The sequence below is a fragment of the Clostridium sp. YIM B02500 genome, from assembly GCF_022324665.1.
GTDB lineage: Bacteria > Bacillota > Clostridia > Clostridiales > Clostridiaceae > Clostridium > Clostridium beijerinckii.
Map to the genome: position 1 here is coordinate 17,484 of NZ_JAKGTE010000004.1, position 26,102 is coordinate 43,585.

Here is a 26,102-nt window from a genome sequence, read left to right on the forward strand (position 1 = left end):
TATGGCAATATTTAGAGATTACACTAACAATCAAATTGATCACGACAGATCCATAGAAGATAGAAGAAGGCATAGGCAACTTGTAGAAAAATCAATAAAAGAAAATTTGGGAGATATATTATCAGAAGAGAGTATAGTTGGAGAGAGTAAAAACAAAAAATTTAAGATACCAATTAAAGGAATTAAGGAATATCAATTCGTCTATGGAAAGAACTCTAAGGGAGTGGCCAGTGGAGTAGGTAACGAAAAAAGGGGAGAAAAATTAGGAAATGGAAATAAGAAATTAGCTAAAGGAAACCAGGGAGCTGGAAATGAAGAGGGTGATGATATATATGAAACAGAAATCACTCTCGAGGAGCTAATGGACTATATATCTGAAGATCTTAATCTACCTAATTTGGATCAAAAAAAGTATTCAGAAATAGTTACTGAAACTAGCGGCAAGAAGAGAGGATATCAAACTCATGGAATAAGACCAAGACTTGCAAAAAAGAAAACAGTTATGTCAAAGATAGCAAGAAAACAGGGAAAGAAGAGAGCTTTAAAGGAATTAGAAAGTGACGAAGAGTTAGAAAGATTTCCTTTTAGAGAGGAGGATCTTAGGTACTATAGGGTTAAATTAAAACCTAAAAAAGATAGCAATGCAGTAATGCTATTTATCATGGATGCTTCTGGTTCTATGGATGTGACTAAAAAATATTTAGCAAGATCTTATTTTTTCGTGTTGGCAACTTTTCTAAAAAGAAAATATAACAATATAGCATTTGAATTTATATATCATACTACAGTTGCAAAGAGAGTAGATGAATTCGAATTCTTCCATAAGTCTGAATCTGGTGGTACTTATATATCTAGTGGCATTAATGAGGCATTAAAGGTGATTGAAGAGAAGTATCCTCCGGCAGCATGGAATATATATAGCATATACGCAAGTGATGGAGATAACTGGTCTGAAGATAATGAAAAAGCAGTTGCAGCGGTAAAAGATATATGTGAGGTTAGCAATATGTTCGGCTATGCAGAACTTTTACCATCCACATATACCACTACAATGTATCATAAGTTCAAAAAAGAGATCACTAATGAAAAATTTGTTCCTGTAATTATAAAAGAAAAGAAGGACTTATGGGATGCACTTAAGATTATGCTTAGGAAGGAGTTAAAGGAGGAATAAGAAATTGGAATATAGCTTTAATGATATTGAAAAGTGGAATGAGAAAATAGAGAAAAAGGTTAGGGAATATGGGCTAGAATGTTATCCTCAAGAATTTGAAATTATAGGCTTTAATGAGATGATTGGATATGAAGCTTATGTTGGAATGCCTTCAAGATATCCACATTGGAGTTTTGGTAAATCTTATGAGAAAAGTAAAACACTTTATTCTTTAAATCTTACTGGCCTTCCTTATGAAATGGTTATTAATTCAGATCCTTGTTTAGCATATTTAATGAAGGATAATACGTTATTGTTACAGATATTAACAATGGCCCATGTATATGGGCATAATGACTTCTTCAGAAATAACAGATTATTTAAAGAAGGAACTAATGCTAAATATACTTTAGAAATGTTTAATTTAGATGCCAAAATAATAAGAAATTATATTGACGATCCAAGTATTGGATACTCGGAAGTTGAAAGAATACTAGATGCAGGTCATGCGATAAGGTATCAATCTAAAAGAACTGTTGGAGTTAAGGAACTGACTAACAATGAGATTAAAGAAAATATTTTAAAAGATTATGAAAATAAAAAAGAAAATAGAGATATTTTAGATCCTTATGAAGAAATCAGTTTACCAGATTTAGATAAGATTCCATTGGAACCTGTTGATGATCTCATGGGATTTATAATAAATTATGGTCAGTTACAAGAATGGCAGAAAACAATATTAAGAATTGTTAAGAGAGAAACAGAATATTTTATTCCTCAAATTGAAACTAAAATTATGAATGAAGGATGGGCAAGCTATACACACTATAATATTCTAAAACAATTAGAATTGCCACAAGAACTACATTTAGAGTTCTTGAAAAGGCATAATGATGTAATAGCTCCTGCTATAGGCGGGTTAAATCCTTATTATGTTGGCTTCAAAGTATTTGAAGATATTGAAAAGAGATACGGAAAGGAAAAAATATTTGAAGTAAGAGAAATTGAAAGAGATTCTTCATTTTTACGACGTTATTTAACTAAAGAATTGTGCGAAGAATTAAATTTATTTCAATATAATCAAAGAACTTTTGATGTTGTCATCGAAGAAATTTCAGATGAAACTGGCTGGAAAACTATTAGAGATACTTTAAGTTATACTGCTGGTATGGGGAATATACCATATATTAGAGTTGTTGATTTGAATAAGAAGAATTATACATTAACCCTAGAAAATGTTTTTGACGGAAGACCACTTGAGCTTTCTTATGCAAAAGAAACGTTGAAGTACGTTCAAGAATTATGGGGGCATGATGTTAGGCTAATTACTAAATCAAGCGATAAGCAAGAAGTGATCTTAACTTGTAATCAGGAAAAGAAGATAATTGTATCCTAAAAGATCGGAATTATAAAAAAGTAATAAACAATATTTTATGATTTAAGCCAATAAGCATGTTTCATCATTATGAGTTAACTTATGAGGTAACCAAAAGTATAAAAATGAATAGTTTATATATGAGAGAAAGTAATATTTTGGGAGACAAAGATGAACTTAAAAGGTAGTCAAACTGAAAGAAATTTATTTAAAACATTTGCAGGAGAGTCTAGAGCTAGAAATAAATATACTTTTTATGCTGAGAAAGCTAGGGATGATGGTTTCCTCTATGTTGCAGAGGTATTTGAAGCAACTGCAGGTAATGAAAAAGCTCATGCAAGAGAAGTGTTTAGAAGATATTTAGATAGGATTAATAATACAAAAAATAATTTGATAGAATCTGCACTTAGTGAATCTGAAGAAAGTAAAGTAATTTATAAAGAATTTGAGGAAATTGCTAGAGAAGAAGGTTTTGACGACATTGCAGATTTTTATAAAGAACTTCAAGAAGTTGAAGAACATCATAAGGAGAGATTTTTAGATTTAGCTAAAAAACTCAAAGAAGGTAAGATGTTTAAATCAGATAGAGAAGAAGAATGGATATGTCTAAATTGTGGTTATATATACGAAGGTAAGGAAGCACCTATGAAATGCCCATTATGTAGATATCCAAGAGCATATTTTAGAAGATTATGTAATGAGGATTGTAAGTAGGGGGAAAACATATGATTTATGAATATCCTGAAGAATTTGTGGTTCCTGTGGTTTATGTAGAGGGTTTGAAAGAGAAGCCTATTAACAGAAGTTTGGAGTTTAAGTATTTTCAGATTGATGAAAGTATGACTCCTAGTGAAAAGCCACAAGAAAATAAAATGTTTCAGATGAGCACGTACCATGATGAAGATATTTCAAACAAAGGAATGATGTTTTTAGATTTAGATGAAGATTTGCTTCAAAAACCTTGCCATGAAAAATATAAGTTTGATGATATAGTTGAAAGTGAAGAAGAACATTATAGCTCTAACAATATATTTAACGATATAGATAATGAATATGCTGATGGTGAAACATTAAGAATGTAATGTATTATTTGTAGTTAGTCACTTATTAGGGATTAACTACAAATATTTTATTTAGATAGTATTAATTTTTTATAAAGGATTAATTATGAGATTTAATGATTTAGCTAAAAAACAATATGAAGATATCGATAATTTAAGTGTATTATTAAAGAATTATGTGGATGTTTATAGACTATTAATTGCTGGAGCATCAGAACTATATGGTGTAAATTTAGCAGAGAAAAGTGAAGTTAAGAAAGCACTAGAGAGAGTTGAAAATGTAGGTGAATTAATAGATAAGTTGATAAGCACTTTAGAACGATGTGAAGGTTCTTATCTAAAGTATTGCAAGATTAAAAATGAATACATTACAGTAAGTACAGAGAAAGATAAGATATTTACTGAAATAGATAATGAATTAAATTTTCAAAACTCAGAAAGAGAAGAATAATGATGAAAACTAAACAAAAAAACTCTATCTTGAAATTTTAGGATAGAGTTTTTTATTATGAATTATAATTAAAATTTCTTTAATTTAATTTTACTTACCATTAAGTATGAACCAAGGATCATCAAAAGAACAACAAGATAAATCGATGGTGTAATATTAAAATTAAATATAATTAATGAAAAGAATGCCATAAAGCAACCTGCTATTGTTATTGGTATACCAGTAAAAGCACCGTCAAAATCAGTAGTATTAAATCTAGCTAATCTATAGGCACCACAAATTGGAAATAGTAATAAAACTATAAATCCAAATAATCCTTTAGGGCCAAAAGATTCAAGATTAAATAATATATATACTAATATAGATGGTGCTACTCCAAATGAAACCAAATCTGCTAAAGAATCTAATTCTTTACCTAATTCACTAGAAACGTTTAAAAAACGAGCTATTCTTCCATCATATCTATCTACCAATCCTGCTAATAAAATAAATGCACCTGATATTGCATACTTTTCATTCATTACTGATAATATAGATATAATTCCACAAGATAAATTAATAAAGGTAAATACATTAGGAATACAACTTTTCCTCATAAAATCACTCCTAAAATTATAAAAAATACTTACAAAGAGTTATTATAGCACATAAATGAAAATAATATAAGGTGCAAAATTAACTTTAAGTTTTTATTAAGATTATCTAGTATCGACATTAAGTAAGTAAAATGATATAATAAACTCTATGACAAAGGTATTATATGTAAATATTTATAGGAATTTAATATATGTATTTAGAGCTAATTATAATCTTGTATATAAGAATTATTTTAAGGCTATTTTTTATGTATATAAATAATAATTTAAGAAAATTTATTGGAGGTAGGTTAATTTATGAAAAAGGTTAGATTCATATACAACCCATACTCAGGAGAAAATAGTATAATAAGCGAATTAGACAATATTATAAAACTACACCAAGAAGTAGGATTAATAGTAGTGCCATATAGAATTCAAAAAGGTAAAGATTTAGCAGAGGCATTAGATATAATAGATGAAACTTATAGCTATATTTTAATAGCTGGTGGAGATGGAACAGTGGATTCTTTAGTAAATGCTATGAAAAATAAAAACATAAATATACCTATAGGTATATTACCAGTTGGAACTGCAAATGACTTTGGAAAGTTTATTAATATGCCAAATGATATAGAAGAAGCATGTAAGCAAATATTAAGCTCAAAGCCAGTAGCTGTTGACGTTGGAAAAATAAATGAGAAGTATTTTATAAATGTAGCAAGCTCAGGACTTTTCACTGATGTATCTCAAAAAACTGATGTAAATTTAAAGAATACAATAGGAAAGTTAGCCTATTATCTAAAAGGTCTTGAAGAATTACCTAACTTTAGAAAGTTAAAGATAAAGTTATCATCTAAAGAGTGTGATTATGACGGAGAAATGTATTTACTTTTGGTTTTTAATGGTAAAACTGCTGGAAACTTTAACTTAGCCACAGAAGCAGAAGTTACAGACGGAAAGCTAGACGTAATAATATTTAAGGCTATACAAATAATAGAGCTAATACCACTTTTTATAAAGCTTTTGAAGGGCGAGCATTTAGATTCGGATAAAGTTGTTTATTTCAAAACAGATGATTTATATATAGAATCTCCAGAAGATATTGTTACAGATATTGATGGAGAAAGAGGGCCTGATTTTCCATTGAGGGTTCAATGTATTAAAGGTGGAATTAAACTTTTAGGTATAAAATAAGATAGACAGTAATAAATATAAGTAACAGGAATATGGAATGGAGCGTAATTTGTGAATTTTGCATATTATTTATTTTTGTTACTTATAATTTTTTTGTCAATTTCACTTATAAGAAAGAATTTAGAGGTTTCACCAAAGAAAATAAAAATATATTTGGCATTAGTAATTACATTATTTTTATTAAGGCATATAGCATTATTTTTATTGTGCATACTCAAGAATAGTACAATAATATATTATTTAAAACCGATAATATTTTTGAATCATTTATCAGTGCCTCTTATAGTGCTAGCTGTAAGCTATGTTTATTTAAGATCTGAGAAGTTAAATTTTGGTGGAACATATGTTATTGCAGCAACAGTATGTATTATTTATGCTGTAATAATGCAAACTTCAAAGTTGACAGTTCAGGTAAATTATTTATATGGATTTATCTTGCAGATAGATAAGGAAACTATTTTATTTTTGTTTTCGCTAATACTACTTGGTGCATTACTGATACTTAATGTAATTTTATTGGATAGACCATATGCAAATAAAAAAGGAATATGGTTATTAATTATAGCAATATTAATAGTAATGATAGAAGATATTATTATTTTAGGTGGAATTAAAATCTTCCCTTATTCGGTAATTGGGGATATGTTATTTCTTATAATTATAAATTTAGTATTAAAGGGCTTTAAAATATTGCCAAAGAACAATTATCGTTCCTAGGAAACGAATTGAGTACGAATTTGCGCTTTAGAGTATGTAAACAGCAGGTAAAATACTAAGATAAGTTGTTATAAGTGTGTAGAGGATTTTTTTGAATAAGAGTAATATGTGCTAACGGTTAATAGACAGAAAGGATACTTAGTTGCAATATCAAGCAACTAAGTATCCTTTCTTTTATATGGTTCTTTTTCTTCTATTTGAATAATTATCAGATGAATGTTTATTTGAGTGTTTTTTATTGCTATTAGTTGAATTCTTCTTATTATTACTCATAGAATTTTTTTCATTAGATATTTTACTACTAACATTTGAATTTTTATTTGAGTTATTCCTAGGACCATCGTTTGATTTATGCTTACCTTGATAGCCTAGTTTTCCAGGAGCAAAGCCTATTAAACTGTTTTTACTATTGCCAATTAGGTCTTCTCTGTGAGCTTTAAGTAGAGCTTTCTTTACTTTTTGATAATTTTTAGGAACAGCAAACTGTATTAGAGCTCTTTGCATTTCTTTCTCTTCAGGTGTTTTTGGAATATAAACTTTTTCTCCGGTAATTGGGTTGAATCCAGTATAATACATTGTTGTTGATAAGCTTCCTGGTGTTGGATAAAAATCTTGCACTTGTTCAGGTGTATATCCCATCTCTTTAATGTATAATGCTAAATCTATTGCTGCATTAAGATCAGAACCTGGATGAGATGACATTAAATAAGGCACTAAAAATTGCTTTTTATCTATTTGCTTATTAATTTGAAAATACTTATTAACAAATTTATCATAGACTTCTCTTGTTGGTTTACCCATCTGATTCAATACTTTTGGAACTACATGTTCTGGAGCAACCTTTAACTGACCACTAATATGATGCTCACATAATTCTTTAAAAAATGCATCATTTTTATCATGTATTAAATAATCATATCTTAGACCAGAACGTATAAATACCTTTTTTATTCCAGGAAGTTTTCTAACTTTCTTTAATAGAGAAAGATACTCAGTATGATCTATTATCAAGTTTTTACATGGGCTAGGGAACATACATTGTTTATTTTTGCAAGTACCGTGTTCTATTTGTTTCTTACAAGCTCTATGTCTAAAATTTGCAGTAGGACCTCCAATATCATGAATATATCCTTTGAAGTCAGGTAAAGTCGTTAAAAGCTTTGCTTCGTCAATTATTGACTCTTGCCCTCTATTCTGAATTACTCTTCCTTGATGAAATGTTAGCGCACAAAATGAACATGAGCCGAAACAGCCTCTATGGCTTGTTATAGAAAATTTAACTTCTTGTATTGCAGGTATGCCGCCCTTTTCTTCATATATAGGGTGATAGGTTCTTGTGTAAGGTAAATCATATGTCATATCCATTTCTTCTTGAGTTAAGTTTTCTTGAGGTGGATTCTGAACTAAATATCTATCACCGTATTGTTGAATTATAGTTCTACCGTTTATAGAATCTTGTTCGTAGTATTCTAATTTATAAGCTTCACCATAAGCTTCTTTATCCGTAGATACTTCGTCAAATGAAGGGACTATAACTGTATTTTTAATATTAGATATATCTTTAGTCAAATAACAAGTCCCACGAACACTTGTTATATTTTTAATATTTGCTCCATATCTTAATAACTCTGCAATTTGAACAACGGTTTTTTCGCCCATGCCGTACATCAATAAATCAGCTTTAGAATCTACAAGGATACTTCTTCTAACTTTGTTATCCCAGTAGTCATAGTGAGCAAAACGTCTAAGACTTGCCTCTATTCCTCCGATTGCAATAGCTGCATCTTTATAAGCTTCACGTATTCTGTTGCAGTAAACAATTATTGATCTATCTGGTCTGTGGCCAGCCTCTCCTCCAGGAGAATATAAGTCTTCACGTCTTGTTTTCTTTGCGGCTGTATAGTGATTAACCATAGAATCTATATTCCCTGAATTAACTAGGAAACCATATTTAGGCTTACCTAATTTTTTGAAATCCTCAGAACTATTCCAATTAGGTTGAGCTATAATACCAACATTAAAACCTTGTGCTTCAAGAGTTCTGCCTATAATAGCAGTACCAAAAGAAGGGTGATCTACATAAGCATCGCCAGAAACAATAATAAAATCTAATTGGTCAATTTTTCTTTTTTTCAAGTCTTCTTTACTAATAGGTAAGAATTCTTTACAAAGCTTCATATAATATTAACTCCAATTCTTAATTTATTTTACTTAAAGCATATTTATATTAAAATTACGTATATTAAAGATCGCTATATTGGGATATTATACTAACGTAATAAATAATTAAAAAGTCAAATGAATAAGCTTTTAAAGCTTATTCTTAAAGTATATTAACATAACAATAATTAGTTTACAAACAATATCAATAGGCAAGTGTAGTGTAAATTCAATGCAACTCATAAAGAAATATTTATAATTTACAAATTGAGGATTAATTAAAGAAATTTTTATGTGTTCAAAAGATAAATCAAAACAAAAAATTATTGCCTTTTTACTTCTATGTAATATAATAATTAGAGATAGTAGTAAAATATAACTAAGTGAAGATATACAGGGCGGTGTAAAAGATGGAGGAAGGACCTCAGAATATAAACTATAATATAGCAAAAACTAAATATATTCAGAAGGAAAATCTTTTATCTTGCCTTAAAAGATATAAGTAGATGCAATTTAGTTACAATACTAATTTTACTTAAGGATTTTCTTTCTGCAGAAGTAGGGGGGAAATAATTAAGATGGAATTATCTATATTTCTATATACTAACATTCTAGATAAAAAAGTTTATGACGAGTTTGGTGATGTTTTAGGAACTCTAAGAGACATTTATGTGACTACGGAGGATGGATATCCTAGAATAATTGGATATAAGCTTAAAAAGGACGGAGTAGCCTTTCATTATGAGTTTAGATATATAGAATTTTTAAATAGGGATGGTAAAATTAAGATCACAACAAGAGGAAGTAAAGAAATATTACCGATGAGGTATAGTTATCTTCTTTCAGAAAATCTATTAGATAAAAAGATAGTTGATATAAATGGAAAACAAGTTGTAAGAGTTAATGATTTGAGAATCGCAAAAATTGCAGGAGAATACAGAGTTATTGGAGTTGAAACAGGAAAATTAGCGAGATACAGAAGACTAAAGATAGCTGGTATTATGAAATTTATATACGGGATCATGAGAAAGAAGTTAGAAGATAAAGTTTTAAGATGGGATGATGTTGAATCATTGGAAATGGTTGAAAATAATTTGAAATTATCTATACCATATAAAAAATTGTCAACTCTACATCCAGCGGACCTTGCAGATATATTAGAAAATCTAGATACAAACTCAAGAAAACAAGTATTGGAATCACTGGATGAGGATTTAGCGGCCGATACATTAGAGGAAATAGATTCAGAATACAAGGGGACAATAATTAAGGAGCTATCTGACAGCAAAACTGTAGAAGTGCTAGAAAATATGCCTAATGATGAGATAGCTGATTTGTTAGATGATTTAGATGAAGAGGAAAGAGAAAAAATATTAGTGAATTTAGAAAAAGAAGATGCAGATGAAGTTAAGGAATTGTTGCAATATGAGGATGAAACTGTTGGTAGTATAATGAGTAAAGAATTTATATCTGTTAATCTAGATATTACAGTTGGAGATACTATTGAGATATTGAAAGAAACAAAACCAGATGAAGAAGTTATTTATTATATTTATATAACGGATGAAGAAGAACGTGTTCAAGGTGTGGTATCTTTAAGAGATTTAATAGTTAGTGATAGTGATTTGAAGATAAGAGAAATAATGGACTATTCTGTATCACGTGTAAGGCATGATGATGAAATTAGCGAAGCTATAGAAGTTGCCTCAAAATATGATTTGAATTCAGTGCCAGTAGTAGATGAATACGAAAAATTAATTGGAATAGTAATTATTCATGATTTAATAGATGAATTTTTGTATCCACTCTGGAAGAAGAAGAAAAATTAGAACATAAATTATTTAAATTTTTAATAAAAAGAATATTTTAGTTTTAGTATTTACCCATCAGGAATACTTGTTTTTATATATTTAAGAAAGTCAACACTTTTTAATTAAAACTTTAAAAAGTATTGACTTTTTTTTTAGAAAGAATATAATTATAATATAAAACCTATCAAAACACTAAGAATTAAAAACTATGAAAAAGAAAAGTAGCATAAAGGAAGTTTACAGAGAGAAAAGGATGCTGAGAACTTTTTATCTAGAATTTATGTGAAGTGCTCTTTGGAGTTGAAATTTGAAATTAAATATATTAAAAAATGGAGCGATAGTATATCCATTGATTTTTTGATATATTTTTTAGTATGATTTTCCGGGATCACCCGTTATAGTGATATGATATCTTAAGTATCAAAATTGAGAGGGATTAGTTATTTAATCCAATTAGAGTGGAACCGCGAAATTTACTTCGTCTCTATAATTTTTTATGGAGGATGAAGTTTTTTTATTATATTTAATATAAAAAGAATGTAAAAAGATATACTAAAATTAGTAGAAGTTTGAGGAGGAGAATAATAATATGGTTTATAATGGAGGATTAGAGTTAATAGGAAATACACCTATTTTAAAAATTAATAATTTAATTAAGGACGAAAATAGTGCAGATATATACGTAAAACTTGAAAAATTTAATCCGGGTGGAAGTGTTAAAGACAGAGCAGCGTTAGGAATGATCGAAAGAGCTGAGAAAGAAGGAGTATTAAAGCCAGGGGCAACAATAGTAGAGCCTACAAGCGGAAATACAGGAATAGCACTCGCACTTATAGGAAAATTGAAAGGTTATAGTGTAACAATAGTAATGCCAGAAACAATGAGTAAGGAAAGAAGAGATCTCATAAAAGCATACGGTGCAAATCTGATATTGACTGAAGGATCTAAGGGGATGAAAGGAGCTATAGAAAAGGCTCTAGAAATAGGAAGTGGAGAAGGATTTTTTATCCCTCAACAATTTGAAAATATAGCTAATCCAGAAAAGCACTATGAAACAACAGCAGAAGAAATATATAAAGACATTCCAGATTTAGATGCCTTTGTTGCAGGCGTTGGAAGTGGTGGAACTGTGATAGGAGTATCTAAAAATTTAAAAAAGAAGAATTCGGATATTAAAGCATTTGCAGTTGAACCAGCAAATTCACCAGTTTTAAGTGGTGGAAATCCAGGTGGTCATAAAATTCAAGGTATAGGGGCAGGATTTGTTCCAGGAGTTTATGATAAGGAATATGTAGATGAAATACTACAAGTAAGAGATGAAGATGCATTTAAAACAGCAAAAGCATTTGCTGAAAATGAAGGGGTATTGATTGGAATATCTTCAGGTGCAGCTGTATATGCAGCAATACAGGTTGCAAAAAGACTTGGAAAAGGTAAAAAGGTATTGGCTATTGCTCCAGATGGGGGAGAAAAGTATATATCTATGGGATTATATGATTAATTAATTTAACTATAAAAGTTTTATTAATAATCAGAAATTAACAGTGAAACGATTGATTTAACTTAAGATGCCAATGAAGTTCTATTAATAATTGTATATGTGAAAAGCTCTACTGAAAACTATAGAAAGGAGAATAGGCTGTGTTTAAAAAATTGAATTACGATCTAGAAAGAGTTTTAAATGAAGATCCAGCAGCTAAAGGTAAACTAGAAGTATTATTATTGTACCCATGTATTCATGCATTAATATCATATAGAATTGCACATGCTCTATATTTAAAGAAATGGTTTTTCTTGGCGAGATTAATTTCCCAATTATCTAGGTTTTTAACAGGTATAGAAATTCATCCGGGAGCTAAGATAGGAAAAGGCCTGTTTATAGACCACGGAATGGGAGTAGTTATAGGTGAGACTGCAGAAGTCGGAGACAATGTGACGCTTTACCATGGTGTAACTCTAGGTGGTACAGGTAAGGATGTAGGGAAAAGGCATCCAACTATCGAAGATGACGTTTTAATAGGCACAGGTGCAAAGGTACTTGGACCTATAACTGTGGGGAAGGGTGCCAAGATAGGAGCTAATGCTGTAGTTGTAAAGAATGTGCCAGCAATGGCAACTGCAATAGGAGTTCAAGCTAAAAACATTGTTAGAAATAGTGCAAGTGCAGCAATAATTGAAATTAGTGATTTAAAAGGACGCAAAAAGAAAATATTTAACGATATGGTTATTTAATGCTTTAGAATATGGAAGTATATGAAGTACAATTAATATAAACTTGTATATTGTATAGTTCAGTAGCATTTATTTATAGGAATTTTACTAAGTTAAGATGTTTTACTAAATATTAAAATACAACATTTCTTTATTAATTATTTTATTAAGAAATGTATTATAATCTAAAAGTTAAGAGATGCATTAATTAAACTTTAGAGCGAGAAAGTTTAGTTAATGTATTTTTTTATTCTTGAGGAATTTATATTCCAGTAAAATCTGTGGATAACTTAAAAAAGGTTGCTTGAATAGTTTTGGTATTTTAAAAAGAATAAAAAAGAAATCTTATTCGCCTGCCAAATTTTTCTCACATGCGTTTGAAAAGGCAGATGCGTGAAAAAAATCTACACATATGAAAAGAGTGCGAAGCACAATACGGAACTTAACCACAGTCACCTGCGATTTTTTTATATGGAGATTCTGCTAAAGCTAAATAAATTATATTAATTTATCTTGGTCATAATTAAAATGCTTTTTGCAAATAAGTTATAATAATAAAAGAAGATATTAGTATAATTGGTGTTAAATCTTACAATAACCTTAATATTTTTGGTAATTGCATAGACATATGAAAGCATATATAATGTATATAAATAATGATCAATAATATATTATGCATGTAATACTTGTATAGAATTGAATAATTGTAATAAAATGTAATTAGTAGTATAATATAAAATGTGATTATTAAGAAAGGTTGGAGAAAAATGTTATCACCAGTTGCAATAAAATTAATAAGAATGATGCCAGAAGGGATAATTATAAAAATAGCAAAAAAAATAGTAGATAATTATATAAGAAAATATGCTAATATAACTGTTAATGGAGCAGATAATATAGATAAAGTAAAAAAACCAAGAATATTTGTATGTAATCACTTGAGTAATTCGGATGGATTAGTTTTATCAAAAATGCTAAAAGAGAAAAGTGATCCACATTTTGTAATGGGAATAAAATTGTCAGAAGATCCAATAACGAAATTAGGAACTCAGATAGTGAAGAACATACCAATAAAGCCCAATTCTGCTGATAAGGAAGCTATTACAAGAGTTGTTAAAACTCTTAAAGAGGGAAATGATATTTTAATATTTCCTGAAGGTACTAGGAGTAGGACAGGTGCTATGATAGAAGGTAAAAAGGGAATTCTGTTATTTGCAAGGATGGCGAAAGCAGAAATAATTCCAATTGGTATGTCTGGAACAGATAAGTTATTACCTATAAGTAAAAGTGGCGATATGGGGGCAGAGAAATGGCAGCATGCTGATGTTACTATAAACATAGGTGAAAAAATTGTATTTCCTGCTAAAGAAAAGGATGAAGACAAACATGAATATGATAATAAATGTATGGATATCCTAATGAGGAGTATAGCTAGTCTTTTACCTGAAAGTTATAGAGGAATTTATAAGTAAGGAGATTACAAAAGATATGAAAGCAAGGACAAAAAAAATTGTAGATATATTAAAAGAGACATATCCAGATGCAAAATGTGAATTGAATTATGGAACACCACTACAATTGCTTATAGCTACAATATTGTCTGCTCAAACAACAGATAAAAAAGTAAACGAGGTAACGAAAGATTTATTTAAGGATTATCCAGATTTAGATTCTCTTTTAACATTAACAAACGAGGAACTTGAAAAAAGGATAAAACAGATAGGTCTATATAGAAATAAATCTAAAAATTTAATACTTATGTTCAATCAACTTAAGGAAAAATTTAACGGAGAAGTTCCAAAGACAATGGAGGAAATAACTTCACTTGCTGGAGCGGGAAGAAAAACAGCTAATGTAGTTTTATCAAATGCCTTTAATGTACCATCTATTGCTGTAGATACACATGTTTTTAGAGTATCAAATAGATTAAAACTTGCAGATTCGGAAAATGTTTTAGAGGTTGAAAAACAATTACAAAAAGAACTACCAAAGAAAGAGTGGACTCTTATGCATCATCTACTTATATTTCATGGAAGAAGATGTTGTAGTGCTAGAAATCCTAAGTGTGGGGAATGTCCAATAAAGGATTTATGTAGTTATGATAATAAAACTAACAGATAAAAGAATATTTATAAAATTTTCATGAACCACAATTAAGACAATTTATAGTCAAAGTGGTTCTTTTAATTGTGCCGTTAATTTAATAAAATAAAGATAAGTTAGAATGAATAAATTTAATTAACAGGAAATATTAATAAGTATTTTGGAGGTAATCTATGAAAATTGGAGTTATAATGGGTGGTATATCATCAGAAAGAGAGATATCATTGCAAAGTGGAAAATCTATAATTGAAAATATAAACAAGGAAAAGTATGAAGTGCTACCAATTGTAATAGATAAAAAAGAAGATATAATAAATAAATCTAAAGGGATAGATTTCGCACTTTTAGCTTTACATGGCCAATTTGGAGAGGATGGAACAGTTCAATCCGTGCTTCAAACATTAGGTATACCATATTCAGGGTGTGGGCCTTTAAGTAGTGCTATGTGCATGGATAAAGATGTATCAAAATCCGTTTTAGAGGCAAATGGGATTAGAACTGCTCCTTGGATTAACTTAAGAAAAGGTGATAATATAGATTTCAATAAAATAAATGAATTAGGATATCCAGTTGTAGTAAAACCTACTCATGGTGGATCAAGTGTTGCAACATTCATAGTTAAAGAAGAGAAGAAAATTGAAAACTGTGTTTCAGAAGCTTTTAAATGGGATAGCGAAGTTATGATAGAAAAATTTATAAAAGGTGATGAAATAACTTGTCCTGTATATAATAATAAAATGCTTCCAGTAATTGCAATTAAGCCTAAGGCTGAATTCTTTGACTTTACATCTAAATATCAAGATGGAGGAGCAGAAGAAATAGTGGTTGAGCTAGAAGCAGAGTTACACAAGGAAGTAGAAAAGATGGCGTTAGAAACTTATAAGGCACTTAAATGCGAAGTGTATTCTAGAGTTGATATGATAGTTACAGAGGAAGGTGTACCATACATTTTAGAAATAAATACTCTTCCAGGAATGACTAAAAATAGCCTAATTCCTAAAAGTGCAGCAGCTTTGAATATAGGATTTTCAGAACTGATAGATATGATTATACAGGATTCATTGAAAATAAGAAGATAGTATATGAATTATAAAACTTTTTGAATATTTATAACATTAAAATTGAAAAACTACTTGTTTAAGAATACCTTAGACAAGTAGTTTTTATCATAATTTCTGTTGAAAACAATCTGCAAATCTTCCTGTAAAACCTTTTAGAAAATATAACTTATATTAAGACAACTTAGTTATTGTTTCTTCTTGCAATCTTTACATACGCCCTTCATAACCAAGTCATGATCTGTTAAAGTGAAGCCAGTCGCATTTTGAACTAATTCCTGAATTTGAAGCATAGGGCAAGGGATTTCAACTTCTTTGTGACAGATATCACATTCCAAATGATGCCTATGAGTTTTTCCTTTTAGCTTATATGAAAAGACTCCATCATTTAGAGTTATTTTTTCAATAATTTCTTTTTCTTCAAATAATTCTAAAGTTCTATAAACCGTGCTCAAATTTATATTTATATTGTTGCTTTTATAAATCTGATATATTTTTTCAGCTGACAAACTGTTTTCAGAATTTTTTAATATACTTAGGATTTCTGTTCTTCCTTTAGTTATTTTAATTCCTTTATTTTTAAGAATTTCCTTTGGTTCCATTTTCATATCCCCTAACAGCTAAATATTAAATATATTATATCACATATATTTAATATCTTAAAAAAATATCATCTTAAAACCAAAAAATATAAGAGCTATCCCGCCAAAAAAATTAGCATACGTTGTAACAAATTTTATCTTTTTAATGTATCTGCACATAAAAAAACCTACTGTACATGTAAATAAAGTGATTAATCCAATCAAAATTGAATCAACACAAAGTAGTAGATTGTATGAAATCTCATGAAATGCAGTGAATCCTATAACTAGTGCATCTATACTAACGGATATTCCAAGTATTAAACAAGTACTATTTTTTATTAAGATTTCAGTTTCTTTTTCCTTAAAGCCATCTATTATTATAAGAATTCCTACGATTGCCATAATTATTCCACCAGCAATGGAAGGGATGCATGTAATATAAGTATCAAATAAATATCCTAAACTTCCACCTACATATGTAAATAAAAACTGAAAGAATGCAAATGATAATAAAAACTTTATTTTATGGATTCTATTAATTCTAGGATTTAGACCGATTCCTAATGTTACGCCAAAAGCATCCATGGCCAGTGCAATTCCTATTATTATAATGTCGTACAAATTCATTTTCTCTTCCTCCTTTAAAATTAGACTTACTCTATAATAATTAAAGTTTTTTTAATATATGCAAAAATTTTAAAAAAAGTCTTTATTAAATCTTTTTTTTGTTGTATATTAATAAATAGTGTATTACTATTGGCTAAATAGTATAGCATATTTAACCAAATTAGTATAGCAAACAAGGAGGAAATTTCATGTCAAATTGTATAATAGCTCAATCTGGGGGGCCAACAGCAGTAATTAATTCAAGTGTAGTAGGACTTTTAAATGCTAATAAAGAACTAAAAACTTTTGAAAAAGTTTATGGAGGCCTAAATGGTATTGAGGGTATATTAAATAGAAATATAATTGATTTGTCATCAGTTTCAGAAAATGAAATAGATAATTTTAGATTTACTCCATCTTCAGGACTTGGATCTTGTAGGTATAAATTAAAAGATTTAGATTCTTGTAGTGAAGAATATGAAAGTTTAATAGAAATACTTAGAGAATATGATATAACGTCATTCTTTTATGTTGGTGGGAATGATTCTATGGATACCATAGCAAAGCTTTCACGATATGCAAAACAAAATGATATTGGAATAAGTTTTATAGGTATACCTAAAACTATTGATAATGATTTAAAATTCACTGATCATACTCCTGGCTTTGGCAGCGCAGCAAAATTCATTGGAACAACAGCGCTTGAGACATATTTAGATGCATCAGTTTACATAAACAACGGTATATTTATTTTAGAAACAATGGGAAGGGATACAGGATGGCTTGCAGCTTCTGCATGTATTGCAAAGCTTGATGGAAAACCAATTGCAGATTTTATATATCTTCCTGAAGCAGCTTTTGATAAAATTAAATTTTTAAATGATGTTAGGCAAAGATTTGAAGAACAAAATAAAGTGTATATAATTGTATCAGAAGGAATAAGAGATAAAGATGGAAGATTCATTTCTGAATTTGATTGTGTTTCTCAAGATAAATTTGGACACGTTCAATTAGGAGGTGTATCTGAATACTTAAGAAGGATAATTCTTGATGCTGGATTTACAACAAGAGTAAAAGCACTGCAACTTGGGGTTCTTCAACGTTGTGCAATGCATTGTGCTTCAGACACTGATTTAACAGAAGCGTATAATGCTGGAAAGATGGCTTTACAATATGCTTCACAAGGAGAATCAGGGAAAATGGTTAGCATTAACAGGTTATCTAATGAGCCTTATGAAGTGAATTACCCATTAGTTAATGCAGAAGATGTAGCAAATAATGTTAAGTATTTCCCTATAGAATGGATTAATAAAGAAGGTAATTTTGTAACACCTGAAGCGTGCTCATATTTTGAGCCATTAATCAAAGATTCTCCTAATTTAGCTTTTGAGAGAAATCTTCCAAAATATAAGGTATTTAATCAATAGATAATAAGTATAAAATCATAAGCTTAGATGTTTTAATATTTAACTAATAGAAGGATGTATATATGAAGAATTTCATTTATACATCCTATAAATTAATAGAATTTTCAATAGTATAATAAATTTTATTATACTATTTATTTTTAGTTCTAAATCAAGAAAATTTGTTATTTTATTTTTCGTAAAGAGATATCTTCTAATACATTTAAAAAGGTATCAACTTCTTCAATTGAATTATATAATGCAAAACTTACTCGTATCATTCCTAACATTTTTTTATCTGGATTATCAAGGAATTCTTTAGCTTCATCTTCACTTACGTTCATGAGCCTTCTACAATATGGATGGGAACAAAACCAGCCATGCCTTACAGAAATTCCTTTCTTTTTAGCCAAGATATCAGCTACATCATGATGATACATATCCTCTATATTAAAGGTAGCAATTCCAAGCCTATCACTGATGTTTTCAGTATCTCCATAGTTCATAATTTTAGGGATTTTCTTAAGTCCTTCTATAGTATGCTCTAAAAGAAGTCTTTCATGTTTTTCTATATAGTCGTATCCAATGGTATTAATAACTCGTAATGAATTAACTAAGCTCATTACACCCAAAAAATTTGGTGTTCCTGCTTCATTCTTCTCTGGTGGTGTAAGAAACTTAACCTCTCTATCCATTACTAATTCAACGGTTCCACCACCTAAATAATCTGGATCTGCATCCATGAAATCCTCTTTTAATCCTATTATGACTCCTATACCAAAGGGAGAATAAATTTTGTGCGACGAAAATACCAAGAAATCAATTTGATCATCATCTGTGTCCCCGCTAATATTAACTCTTGTGTGCGGTACAAGTTGTGCACCATCTACAATCAATTTGGCACCATATTTATGAACCAGTTTTGCTATAAAATGAATATGATTTATATAACCAGTTACATTAGAAGCTCCAGTAAGAGATACATATTTTATTTTACCATTGCTTTTCTTTAGTTTCTCTTCCAACTCTTCAAGTTTAAGTCTGCCTTGTTGATCTACTTCGATATAATCAACGTTACCTCTTTTTCGCCAAGGCAAATCATTTGAATGATGCTCCATTCTAGAGGTTAATACTATTTCGTCTGGAGTTTTAGTAAGAGTTTTTGCTAGTTTGTTTATACCTTCAGTTGTATTACTAACGTATATTACAACATATTTATCTTTATCTTTTACATTGAAAAAATCCAATAAAAAATTTTTAGATTCTTTATATAAATTGGTGGTTATTTCAGCTTTTTGACCTGTTCCTCGTCCTATAGAAGCATAAGTATTGCTCAATTGTTTTATATATTCAATACTTGACTTAATAGGCGGAGTTGTAGCTGCATTATCAAAATTTATTCCATCTATACAGTTTCCATCTGAATCACACACTTTTTCATCTAATCCAACAAATAAGTCTTTAATGTTTTCCTTATTTTCTATCTTCATATGCATCTCCTCCAATATATATATTATTCCTATAATATATTTATTGTTCGCTTAAGAGGGCTGTAAAATTCATATCTTTTTCTTTCCATTTTGTACTATATATAATTGTTATGCATATTAATTAAGAGAAGCAAATATTATTTATTTATAGGAGGTAGTTTAAAATGAACCCTGATAAGAAGTATATGTCTCAAGTCAGCTCGAGTGATAACGATATTAGATTTGTTCCACCAGCATTTATGAGTACAAATATCTACGAAAAAGCTTCGTTTGGTATTGATGATAATAATCGTAATTTAGATTTATTTCCTTCCGAAACAGGCATGCCTGAATTATGTTATTATTCCGATAATCAAAATGAGGGAATTAGTAGTGGTCTCAATTTTAATAACATAGCTAATAATGAAATACCTACTACTTTTGATGCACTAAGAGGTCTTGATTTAAATTTAAATGAAGAAGATCTTGAAAGAAATAATTCTGATAATGATGTGAATAAAATTTATGCTAGAATTGAAAGAAGACATCCAGGAATATTCGCGACTCTTTATTCATATAGAATTCCTCGTCCGATAGTTAGAGTAATTATAAAAAGGTTGATAAAACTTACATTATCATATTGCGATAAAAATAATAACTATTAATAACCAGTTTAACATACAAAAATATCTTGAAGATTTACAACTACTATAATGTAAAATCTTTAAGATATTTCTTTACATAGCTTTTAAAAATAGGTTTCAATATATATGAGTTACACGCTTATCATAGCTAAAATTTTTTTAAAAAGTATTGGTTTTATACTTTCGATATCTGTTGGTTCTTTCAATATTATAGTAGTAAAACATATGCTGCCAACTAATTCAAAAATCATAAATAATGTCATTTCAGCTTCTTCTTCGTTCATTCCTGATTTAGTTAGGTTTTTTACAAAAATATCTAGAACTTTCTTTACATCATTATATGCTTCTGGTTTCATTATTGCCTTTCTATAAAGTCCCCATGAAATATTCTTATTAATTAGCTTCAACAGAGAAACATTATCTTTTAAATAATTTATTATATAATCAATAAAGAATAGTGTACGTTCTTTAAAATCTTTGCTTCCAAAAGCATTTGTTTTAGCTAATCCTTCTCGTATTATTTCATTACTTTTTTGAAGAATTAATTTATTTAAAATATCGTATTTATCACTGAAATACAGATAAAAAGTTCCTTTTGCTACTTTTGCATTCTTAGTTATATCATCGATCGAAGTTTTTTCTATGCCATTTTTAAGAAATAAATCATATGCCGCTAAAAATAACTCTTCCTCTTTTAATTGTTTTTTATTCTGGGTAAGAGATTTGTTGTTATTCTTTAAAGTCATATTTTGCCTCCAAATTACGTGTTTAACTTATTATAAAGCAAATTAAATAATAATCCAAATTTTACGTAGAGATAATAAAAAATTATCAATTAACTCTTAATATAGTTAAATTGATATAACACCGATAAGATAGTATAATTTAGTAGAGAAAATTTAGTTAAACTATTAATCCATTATATATAGGATTTACGTTTTAATATTAAATTAAACCTTTATAGTTTAAATTCTGGATTTTCGTATGAAATACTGGAGGATAAAAAATGATTGTATTAAGTTGTAAAAATATATGTAAAAGTTATGGTATAAATACTATTTTAAAAGATGTAACATTTTCAATAAATGAAGGAGATAAGGTTGGTATAATTGGATCAAATGGAGAAGGAAAAACGACCTTATTTAAGATATTATCAAAAGAAATTACGCAAGATGATGGAGAAGTCTTTATAGATAAAAATAAATCTTTGGGTTATCTTGCTCAACATTTAGCATTAGATTCATGCAAAACGATTTATGATGAAATGCTCATTGTTTTTGAAGATCTTCAAAGGTTAGAACGGAAGATTACAGAGTTAGAAGCTAAGATGAATGAAACGTATGATGAAAATAATGCTTCATATCATGAGAAAATTATAAAAGACTATGGAACTGCCCAAGATCTGTATCAAAACAGAGGTGGATATACATATAAGGGAGAAATATCTAGAGTTCTTAAGGGATTGGGATTTACTGAAGGTGACTTTGATAAACTAATTTCAACTTTAAGTGGAGGGCAGAAAACTAGAGTCGCACTTTGTAAGCTATTACTTTTAAATCCTGATATATTATTGCTTGATGAGCCTACAAATCATTTGGATTTGGAAGCAATTGAATGGCTTGAAGAATATTTAAAAACTTATAAAGGAACTGTAATTGTAATTTCCCATGATAGATTTTTCTTGGATTCTGTAACGACAGCGACATTTCAGGTTATAAATGGTCATGTGAATTGTTATAATGCTCCATATACAAAATCTTTAGAACTTATGAAGAAAGATTATGAGGCTAAATTAAAAGCTTATAATTTACAACAGACGGAAATAAAAAGACAAGAAGCAATAATAGAAAAATTTAGGTCATTCAATAGAGAGAAAAGTATAAAAGCAGCTGAAAGTAGAGAAAAGGCACTTGATAAAATGGAAATTGTAGACGCTCCTGATAAAGAAAAAACCGCATCTAAGATTAAATTTGAGGCTTCCGTTAAAAGTGGATATGATGTGCTTCATGTGGAAAAGTTGGCTAAAAGCTATGGAGAAAAGAAATTATTCGATAATTTATCTTTTGATTTAAAAAGAGGAGAAAAGATTGCGTTAATAGGTGAAAATGGCCGGGGGAAAACCACACTTTTTAATATAATAATGGATAAAGTTAAAAGTGATTCAGGAGTTAAGGTTTTAGGAGTAAATGTTAATGTAGGATACTATGATCAGGAACAATCTAATCTTGATCCTAATAAGACAATATTAAATGAAGTATGGGATGACTTTCCAGAGTTAACTACAAGTGAACTTAGAGGATTTCTTGGATCATTTCTTTTTAGAGGCGATGATGTATTTAAAGAAATAAACAAGTTGAGCGGAGGAGAAAGATGTAGAATAAATCTCCTAAAATTAATGTTATCTAAATCAAACTTACTTCTATTAGATGAACCTACAAATCATTTGGATATTCCTTCGAGAGAGGCTCTTGAAGAAGCAATTTTAAGCTATGATGGTACATTAATTGTAATTTCCCATGATAGATATTTTTTAAATAAAGTAATTAATAGAATATTGGAATTAGAAGAGCATGGAGTCAATGAATATCTTGGGAATTATAGCTACTATACTGAAAAAAAGAAGAATCCACAGAGATTTGAAACATATGAGGGGCTAGCATCTGGAAAGACAAAAACTCAATTAAATGAAGAAAAGAAAAAGAAAAAGGCTCTAGAGAAAGAAGCTAAGGCTAAGCAAAATGAAATTAAGAATATAGAAACTAATATAACTCAAAATGAAGAAGCTCTTGAAAAGTTACAGGAGGAACTTTGTAAAGAAGAAGTTTATTCTAATCCATCTGAAAGTGAGAGAGTAAATAAGGAAATTAAGAATCTTCAAGAAACTATTGAAAAATTATATGAAAAATGGGAAGAGCTTTCTAGTTAGTTTAATGTGAGATAGACTAACAAGTTATAAAGAGAAAACTGGGAGAAAGACTATTAACATTATAAATAAAGGCATGTTTTGTGTATGGTGCAAATGTGAACTTAATTACAGTTTATTAGGTTTCATAAACTATGACAATGCATGCCTTTTATCAGGAAATTATATGTGTATTATATGCACATATAGAGAATATTTTAATTATTTTGATAGTCAGACATAAAAATATGCATGAACATATTTTATAAAATATTAAGAACTACTAGTAATTTTTTTTAAGATATTTAGGTTAGAATGAAATTATAATAGAATTCAGATATAAAATTTTTAGATTGGAGATGGAATGTTTGGAAAAAGGAACTATTCTAATTGTGGATGATGAAAAGGAAATAAGAGATTTAGTTGATATATATCTTAAGAGTGATGGATTTAATACTATAAATGCATGTGATGGTTTGGAAGCTATTAATTTAGTTAGAGATAATGATATAGATTTAATTATATTAGATGTTATGATGCCTAACTTAAATGGAATAGAGACTTGTTTAAAGATTAGAGAGATTAAAGAAATGCCTATAATAATGTTATCTGCGAAAAGTGAAGATATTGACAAGATATTAGGACTTAATATGGGAGCAGATGATTATTTAACGAAACCATTCAATCCATTAGAGTTAGTTGCAAGAGTCAAGTCACAACTTAGAAGATTTCATATGTTTGGTAAGAACACAAATATGTTAGAAGTAGAAGAAGAAAATATAATACAAATAGAAGATCTTAAAATAAAGTTAGAAACACATGAAGTATTGTTAGGCGATAATATAGTGAAACTTACTCCAACAGAATTTGATATATTATCATTGTTAGCTCAAAGCCGAGGTAAAGTATTTTCAATAGAAAATATTTATGAGAGTGTTTGGAATCAGGAATTCATGACTTCTGATAACACCGTTATGGTTCATATAAGAAAAATAAGAGAGAAAATAGAAGAAAATCCAAGAAATCCTCGATTTATAAAGACTGTTTGGGGGGTAGGATATAAAGTTGAGAAATAAAGATGTTGGAAGGCATAGAACTTTTAGCAATGACATTCCAAATTCAAAATTACTACAGTATACTGAAAAATTAATACGAAGTATAAAAAAGAGAATTGAGAAGAATATAAGATTTGAACTTATGATGGTTATAGGAATATGCTTTTTAGTAGCATTTATCTTTTATAGTTTTTCTAATAATCTTTTTAAGAGAGAGCATACTGAGCCGCAGATAAAATATGATTATGATTCTATTGAGAGGTCTGCAAATGATTTGGCTAAACAAATAGAGTCTCAAGAAAATTTGAAATTAGAAGATAACGATAAGATTAATGATATTTTAGAAAATGTATCTGATGGAGAGGAAAGTTATATAACAGATTTAGATGGAAAGGTGTTATATAAAACTAAAAATGTTGCAGAGGAAAATATAGATATTTATAGTGCACTAAAAAGTGCAATGACAAATGTAAATAGTGAAGAGATTGGTGAACCAAGAGAAAAAAGTTATATAATGCCTCTAAAGATAGGAACTGATAGGGTGTATTTAATCTATTCAAAGATTCCAGAAGCAAGGATAACATACAATACAATTAGCACGTCAAATTCATCTTTAGCACTAATTCTTACAGTTATAGTTTTTATAGTTTTATTTGTTGTAATAACTAATAATAAGATGAAATATTTAGATGAGATTGCAGTCGGTCTTAAGATAATAGCAAGTGGTAACTTGAATTATAGGATAGAAGAGAAGGGTACAGATGAAATTAAAAATATAGCTTATAATATAAATCAAATGGCTAAAGAAATTGGAGAGAAAATTAGTGCTGAGAGAGATGCAGAAAAAACAAAAGCAGATTTGATAACGAATGTTTCTCATGATTTAAGGACGCCACTAACATCTGTGATGGGATACATAGGGCTTGTTATTCAAAACAGGTATAAAGATGAAAAAGAAATGGAGGAATACTTAAACATAGCATTCAATAAAGCTGAAAGATTAAAGCTACTAATTGATGATTTATTCGAGTATACTAAGCTAAATAACAGCGGAATAACACTAACAAAGACTAAAGTTAATCTAGCAGAATTTCTATCACAATTAATAGAAGAATTGACACCGTTACTTGATGAAAATAAATTAACGATATATAAAAAATTCGAATCTGAAAAAATCTCAGTTTCTATAGATACATTAAAGATGCTTAGAGTTTTTGAAAATATAATAACAAATGCAATAAAATATTCGTATAAACCAGGAGAAATATTAATAGGATTATATGAGAAGGATGGTAAAGCCATTGTAGTTTTTAGAAATAAAGGAGACCATTTATCAAAAGAAAAAAGTGAAAAATTATTTGATAGATTTTATAGACTAGATGAATCTAGAAATACTAATACAGGAGGATCAGGTCTTGGGTTAGCTATTTCTAAGAATATAGTAGAATTGCATGACGGCAAAATATGGGCTGAATCAGTAGGAAATAATATAAGTTTTTATGTACAACTAAACCTATAATTAATTACTAAATTATAGGTACTTTTTCTGTTGTAAATTAATATT

General features: G+C 28.9%; 24 protein-coding genes and 1 other annotated feature. Of the genes, 18 read left to right on the forward strand and 6 right to left on the reverse strand.

What is annotated here, in order from left to right:
* The first annotated feature begins 1 nt into the window (after nucleotide 1).
* The 5 genes from yhbH (at nucleotide 2) to L1S46_RS04145 (ending at nucleotide 4,040) form a co-directional block, all read left to right on the forward strand.
* Entirely contained in the window at nucleotides 2-1,174 is a 1,173-nt protein-coding gene (gene yhbH / locus L1S46_RS04125; protein WP_011967915.1) for a sporulation protein YhbH, read from the forward strand.
* 4 nt (nucleotides 1,175-1,178) lie between these two features.
* Nucleotides 1,179-2,549, forward strand: coding sequence for a SpoVR family protein (locus L1S46_RS04130; protein ID WP_011967916.1), 1,371 nt, complete (start codon nucleotides 1,179-1,181; stop codon nucleotides 2,547-2,549).
* 150 nt (nucleotides 2,550-2,699) lie between these two features.
* A complete protein-coding gene (locus L1S46_RS04135; RefSeq protein ID WP_011967917.1) occupies nucleotides 2,700-3,242 on the forward strand; it encodes a rubrerythrin family protein in 543 nt (180 codons plus the stop codon).
* 11 nt (nucleotides 3,243-3,253) lie between these two features.
* Nucleotides 3,254-3,610, forward strand: coding sequence for a hypothetical protein (locus tag L1S46_RS04140; protein ID WP_023973678.1), 357 nt, complete (start codon nucleotides 3,254-3,256; stop codon nucleotides 3,608-3,610).
* An 85-nt stretch (nucleotides 3,611-3,695) separates the two neighbouring features.
* Nucleotides 3,696-4,040 (forward strand): hypothetical protein, encoded by a 345-nt coding sequence (locus tag L1S46_RS04145; protein WP_011967919.1) that lies wholly within the window; start codon nucleotides 3,696-3,698, stop codon nucleotides 4,038-4,040.
* Between the two features lie 68 nt (nucleotides 4,041-4,108).
* On the opposite strand, the gene pssA is transcribed toward L1S46_RS04145, so the two are convergent.
* Nucleotides 4,109-4,636 carry a CDP-diacylglycerol--serine O-phosphatidyltransferase gene (pssA, locus tag L1S46_RS04150; RefSeq protein ID WP_011967920.1) on the reverse strand — a complete coding sequence of 176 codons (528 nt, stop codon included), beginning with the start codon at nucleotides 4,634-4,636 and terminating at the stop codon, nucleotides 4,109-4,111.
* A gap of 297 nt (nucleotides 4,637-4,933) precedes the next feature.
* Between pssA and L1S46_RS04155 the strand changes: the two genes are divergently transcribed.
* Nucleotides 4,934-5,812: a YegS/Rv2252/BmrU family lipid kinase gene (locus L1S46_RS04155; RefSeq protein ID WP_011967921.1), complete on the forward strand. Its 879-nt coding sequence runs from the start codon at nucleotides 4,934-4,936 to the stop codon at nucleotides 5,810-5,812.
* 51 nt (nucleotides 5,813-5,863) lie between these two features.
* Nucleotides 5,864-6,529 (forward strand): hypothetical protein, encoded by a 666-nt coding sequence (locus L1S46_RS04160; RefSeq protein WP_011967922.1) that lies wholly within the window; start codon nucleotides 5,864-5,866, stop codon nucleotides 6,527-6,529.
* A 174-nt stretch (nucleotides 6,530-6,703) separates the two neighbouring features.
* Here the strand turns inward: L1S46_RS04160 and L1S46_RS04165 are convergent, their stop codons facing one another.
* The gene (locus tag L1S46_RS04165; protein WP_238899282.1) at nucleotides 6,704-8,707 is read right to left on the reverse strand and encodes a YgiQ family radical SAM protein; all 2,004 of its coding nucleotides are present in this window, start codon (nucleotides 8,705-8,707) and stop codon (nucleotides 6,704-6,706) included.
* A 560-nt stretch (nucleotides 8,708-9,267) separates the two neighbouring features.
* Between L1S46_RS04165 and L1S46_RS04170 the strand changes: the two genes are divergently transcribed.
* The 6 genes from L1S46_RS04170 (at nucleotide 9,268) to L1S46_RS04195 (ending at nucleotide 15,893) form a co-directional block, all read left to right on the forward strand.
* Entirely contained in the window at nucleotides 9,268-10,518 is a 1,251-nt protein-coding gene (locus L1S46_RS04170; protein ID WP_238899283.1) for a CBS domain-containing protein, read from the forward strand.
* Nucleotides 10,519-10,699: 181 nt separating this feature from the next.
* Nucleotides 10,700-10,989: a binding site (T-box leader), on the forward strand.
* Nucleotides 10,990-11,089: 100 nt separating this feature from the next.
* Nucleotides 11,090-12,001, forward strand: coding sequence for a cysteine synthase A (gene cysK / locus L1S46_RS04175; protein WP_011967925.1), 912 nt, complete (start codon nucleotides 11,090-11,092; stop codon nucleotides 11,999-12,001).
* A 140-nt stretch (nucleotides 12,002-12,141) separates the two neighbouring features.
* The gene (gene epsC, locus L1S46_RS04180) at nucleotides 12,142-12,732 is read left to right on the forward strand and encodes a serine O-acetyltransferase EpsC (RefSeq protein ID WP_238899284.1); all 591 of its coding nucleotides are present in this window, start codon (nucleotides 12,142-12,144) and stop codon (nucleotides 12,730-12,732) included.
* A gap of 746 nt (nucleotides 12,733-13,478) precedes the next feature.
* Nucleotides 13,479-14,183 (forward strand): lysophospholipid acyltransferase family protein, encoded by a 705-nt coding sequence (locus L1S46_RS04185; protein ID WP_023973670.1) that lies wholly within the window; start codon nucleotides 13,479-13,481, stop codon nucleotides 14,181-14,183.
* Between the two features lie 16 nt (nucleotides 14,184-14,199).
* Entirely contained in the window at nucleotides 14,200-14,832 is a 633-nt protein-coding gene (gene nth, locus L1S46_RS04190) for an endonuclease III (RefSeq protein WP_011967928.1), read from the forward strand.
* Nucleotides 14,833-14,987: 155 nt separating this feature from the next.
* Nucleotides 14,988-15,893 carry a D-alanine--D-alanine ligase gene (locus tag L1S46_RS04195; protein WP_238899285.1) on the forward strand — a complete coding sequence of 302 codons (906 nt, stop codon included), beginning with the start codon at nucleotides 14,988-14,990 and terminating at the stop codon, nucleotides 15,891-15,893.
* A 167-nt stretch (nucleotides 15,894-16,060) separates the two neighbouring features.
* On the opposite strand, the gene L1S46_RS04200 is transcribed toward L1S46_RS04195, so the two are convergent.
* Together L1S46_RS04200 and L1S46_RS04205 are read right to left on the reverse strand one after the other, a co-directional pair.
* Nucleotides 16,061-16,474: a Fur family transcriptional regulator gene (locus tag L1S46_RS04200; RefSeq protein WP_011967930.1), complete on the reverse strand. Its 414-nt coding sequence runs from the start codon at nucleotides 16,472-16,474 to the stop codon at nucleotides 16,061-16,063.
* Nucleotides 16,475-16,531: 57 nt separating this feature from the next.
* Complete coding sequence (locus L1S46_RS04205; RefSeq protein ID WP_077837106.1) at nucleotides 16,532-17,083, reverse strand: manganese efflux pump; 552 nt, start codon at nucleotides 17,081-17,083, stop codon at nucleotides 16,532-16,534.
* Nucleotides 17,084-17,271: 188 nt separating this feature from the next.
* On the opposite strand from L1S46_RS04205, the gene L1S46_RS04210 reads away from it, so the two are divergent.
* Nucleotides 17,272-18,489: a 6-phosphofructokinase gene (locus tag L1S46_RS04210; RefSeq protein WP_011967932.1), complete on the forward strand. Its 1,218-nt coding sequence runs from the start codon at nucleotides 17,272-17,274 to the stop codon at nucleotides 18,487-18,489.
* 164 nt (nucleotides 18,490-18,653) lie between these two features.
* On the opposite strand, the gene L1S46_RS04215 is transcribed toward L1S46_RS04210, so the two are convergent.
* The gene (locus tag L1S46_RS04215; RefSeq protein ID WP_077304222.1) at nucleotides 18,654-19,958 is read right to left on the reverse strand and encodes an aminotransferase class V-fold PLP-dependent enzyme; all 1,305 of its coding nucleotides are present in this window, start codon (nucleotides 19,956-19,958) and stop codon (nucleotides 18,654-18,656) included.
* A 164-nt stretch (nucleotides 19,959-20,122) separates the two neighbouring features.
* Between L1S46_RS04215 and L1S46_RS04220 the strand changes: the two genes are divergently transcribed.
* Nucleotides 20,123-20,602: a hypothetical protein gene (locus L1S46_RS04220; RefSeq protein WP_238899286.1), complete on the forward strand. Its 480-nt coding sequence runs from the start codon at nucleotides 20,123-20,125 to the stop codon at nucleotides 20,600-20,602.
* Between the two features lie 110 nt (nucleotides 20,603-20,712).
* On the opposite strand, the gene L1S46_RS04225 is transcribed toward L1S46_RS04220, so the two are convergent.
* The gene (locus L1S46_RS04225) at nucleotides 20,713-21,327 is read right to left on the reverse strand and encodes a TetR/AcrR family transcriptional regulator (protein ID WP_017212506.1); all 615 of its coding nucleotides are present in this window, start codon (nucleotides 21,325-21,327) and stop codon (nucleotides 20,713-20,715) included.
* 260 nt (nucleotides 21,328-21,587) lie between these two features.
* Between L1S46_RS04225 and L1S46_RS04230 the strand changes: the two genes are divergently transcribed.
* From L1S46_RS04230 to L1S46_RS04240, 3 genes are all read left to right on the forward strand, one after another.
* Nucleotides 21,588-23,507: an ABC-F family ATP-binding cassette domain-containing protein gene (locus tag L1S46_RS04230; protein ID WP_238899287.1), complete on the forward strand. Its 1,920-nt coding sequence runs from the start codon at nucleotides 21,588-21,590 to the stop codon at nucleotides 23,505-23,507.
* A gap of 335 nt (nucleotides 23,508-23,842) precedes the next feature.
* On the forward strand, nucleotides 23,843-24,559 hold the full coding sequence (locus L1S46_RS04235; protein WP_069187757.1) for a response regulator transcription factor: 717 nt from the start codon (nucleotides 23,843-23,845) through the stop codon (nucleotides 24,557-24,559).
* The gene (locus L1S46_RS04240; RefSeq protein ID WP_238899288.1) at nucleotides 24,549-26,057 is read left to right on the forward strand and encodes an ATP-binding protein; all 1,509 of its coding nucleotides are present in this window, start codon (nucleotides 24,549-24,551) and stop codon (nucleotides 26,055-26,057) included. Before L1S46_RS04235 ends, L1S46_RS04240 begins: the two co-directional genes overlap by 11 nt.
* The last annotated feature ends 45 nt before the right edge of the window (nucleotides 26,058-26,102 follow it).

Bases quoted from the DNA above. Each gene is read 5' to 3' on its own strand.
- L1S46_RS04235 (WP_069187757.1), top strand. From the start codon at position 23,843: ATGGAATGTTTGGAAAAAGGAACTATTCTAATTGTGGATGATGAAAAG.
- L1S46_RS04145 (WP_011967919.1), top strand. From the start codon at position 3,696: ATGAGATTTAATGATTTAGCTAAAAAACAATATGAAGATATCGATAAT.
- L1S46_RS04185 (WP_023973670.1), top strand. From the start codon at position 13,479: ATGTTATCACCAGTTGCAATAAAATTAATAAGAATGATGCCAGAAGGG.
- L1S46_RS04170 (WP_238899283.1), top strand. From the start codon at position 9,268: ATGGAATTATCTATATTTCTATATACTAACATTCTAGATAAAAAAGTT.
- L1S46_RS04205 (WP_077837106.1), bottom strand. From the start codon at position 17,083: ATGAATTTGTACGACATTATAATAATAGGAATTGCACTGGCCATGGAT.
- L1S46_RS04135 (WP_011967917.1), top strand. From the start codon at position 2,700: ATGAACTTAAAAGGTAGTCAAACTGAAAGAAATTTATTTAAAACATTT.
- L1S46_RS04230 (WP_238899287.1), top strand. From the start codon at position 21,588: ATGATTGTATTAAGTTGTAAAAATATATGTAAAAGTTATGGTATAAAT.
- L1S46_RS04200 (WP_011967930.1), bottom strand. From the start codon at position 16,474: ATGGAACCAAAGGAAATTCTTAAAAATAAAGGAATTAAAATAACTAAA.
- L1S46_RS04225 (WP_017212506.1), bottom strand. From the start codon at position 21,327: ATGACTTTAAAGAATAACAACAAATCTCTTACCCAGAATAAAAAACAA.
- L1S46_RS04155 (WP_011967921.1), top strand. From the start codon at position 4,934: ATGAAAAAGGTTAGATTCATATACAACCCATACTCAGGAGAAAATAGT.
- nth (WP_011967928.1), top strand. From the start codon at position 14,200: ATGAAAGCAAGGACAAAAAAAATTGTAGATATATTAAAAGAGACATAT.
- L1S46_RS04220 (WP_238899286.1), top strand. From the start codon at position 20,123: ATGAACCCTGATAAGAAGTATATGTCTCAAGTCAGCTCGAGTGATAAC.
- L1S46_RS04195 (WP_238899285.1), top strand. From the start codon at position 14,988: ATGAAAATTGGAGTTATAATGGGTGGTATATCATCAGAAAGAGAGATA.
- cysK (WP_011967925.1), top strand. From the start codon at position 11,090: ATGGTTTATAATGGAGGATTAGAGTTAATAGGAAATACACCTATTTTA.
- pssA (WP_011967920.1), bottom strand. From the start codon at position 4,636: ATGAGGAAAAGTTGTATTCCTAATGTATTTACCTTTATTAATTTATCT.
- L1S46_RS04165 (WP_238899282.1), bottom strand. From the start codon at position 8,707: ATGAAGCTTTGTAAAGAATTCTTACCTATTAGTAAAGAAGACTTGAAA.
- L1S46_RS04210 (WP_011967932.1), top strand. From the start codon at position 17,272: ATGTCAAATTGTATAATAGCTCAATCTGGGGGGCCAACAGCAGTAATT.
- L1S46_RS04140 (WP_023973678.1), top strand. From the start codon at position 3,254: ATGATTTATGAATATCCTGAAGAATTTGTGGTTCCTGTGGTTTATGTA.
- yhbH (WP_011967915.1), top strand. From the start codon at position 2: ATGGCAATATTTAGAGATTACACTAACAATCAAATTGATCACGACAGA.
- L1S46_RS04215 (WP_077304222.1), bottom strand. From the start codon at position 19,958: ATGAAGATAGAAAATAAGGAAAACATTAAAGACTTATTTGTTGGATTA.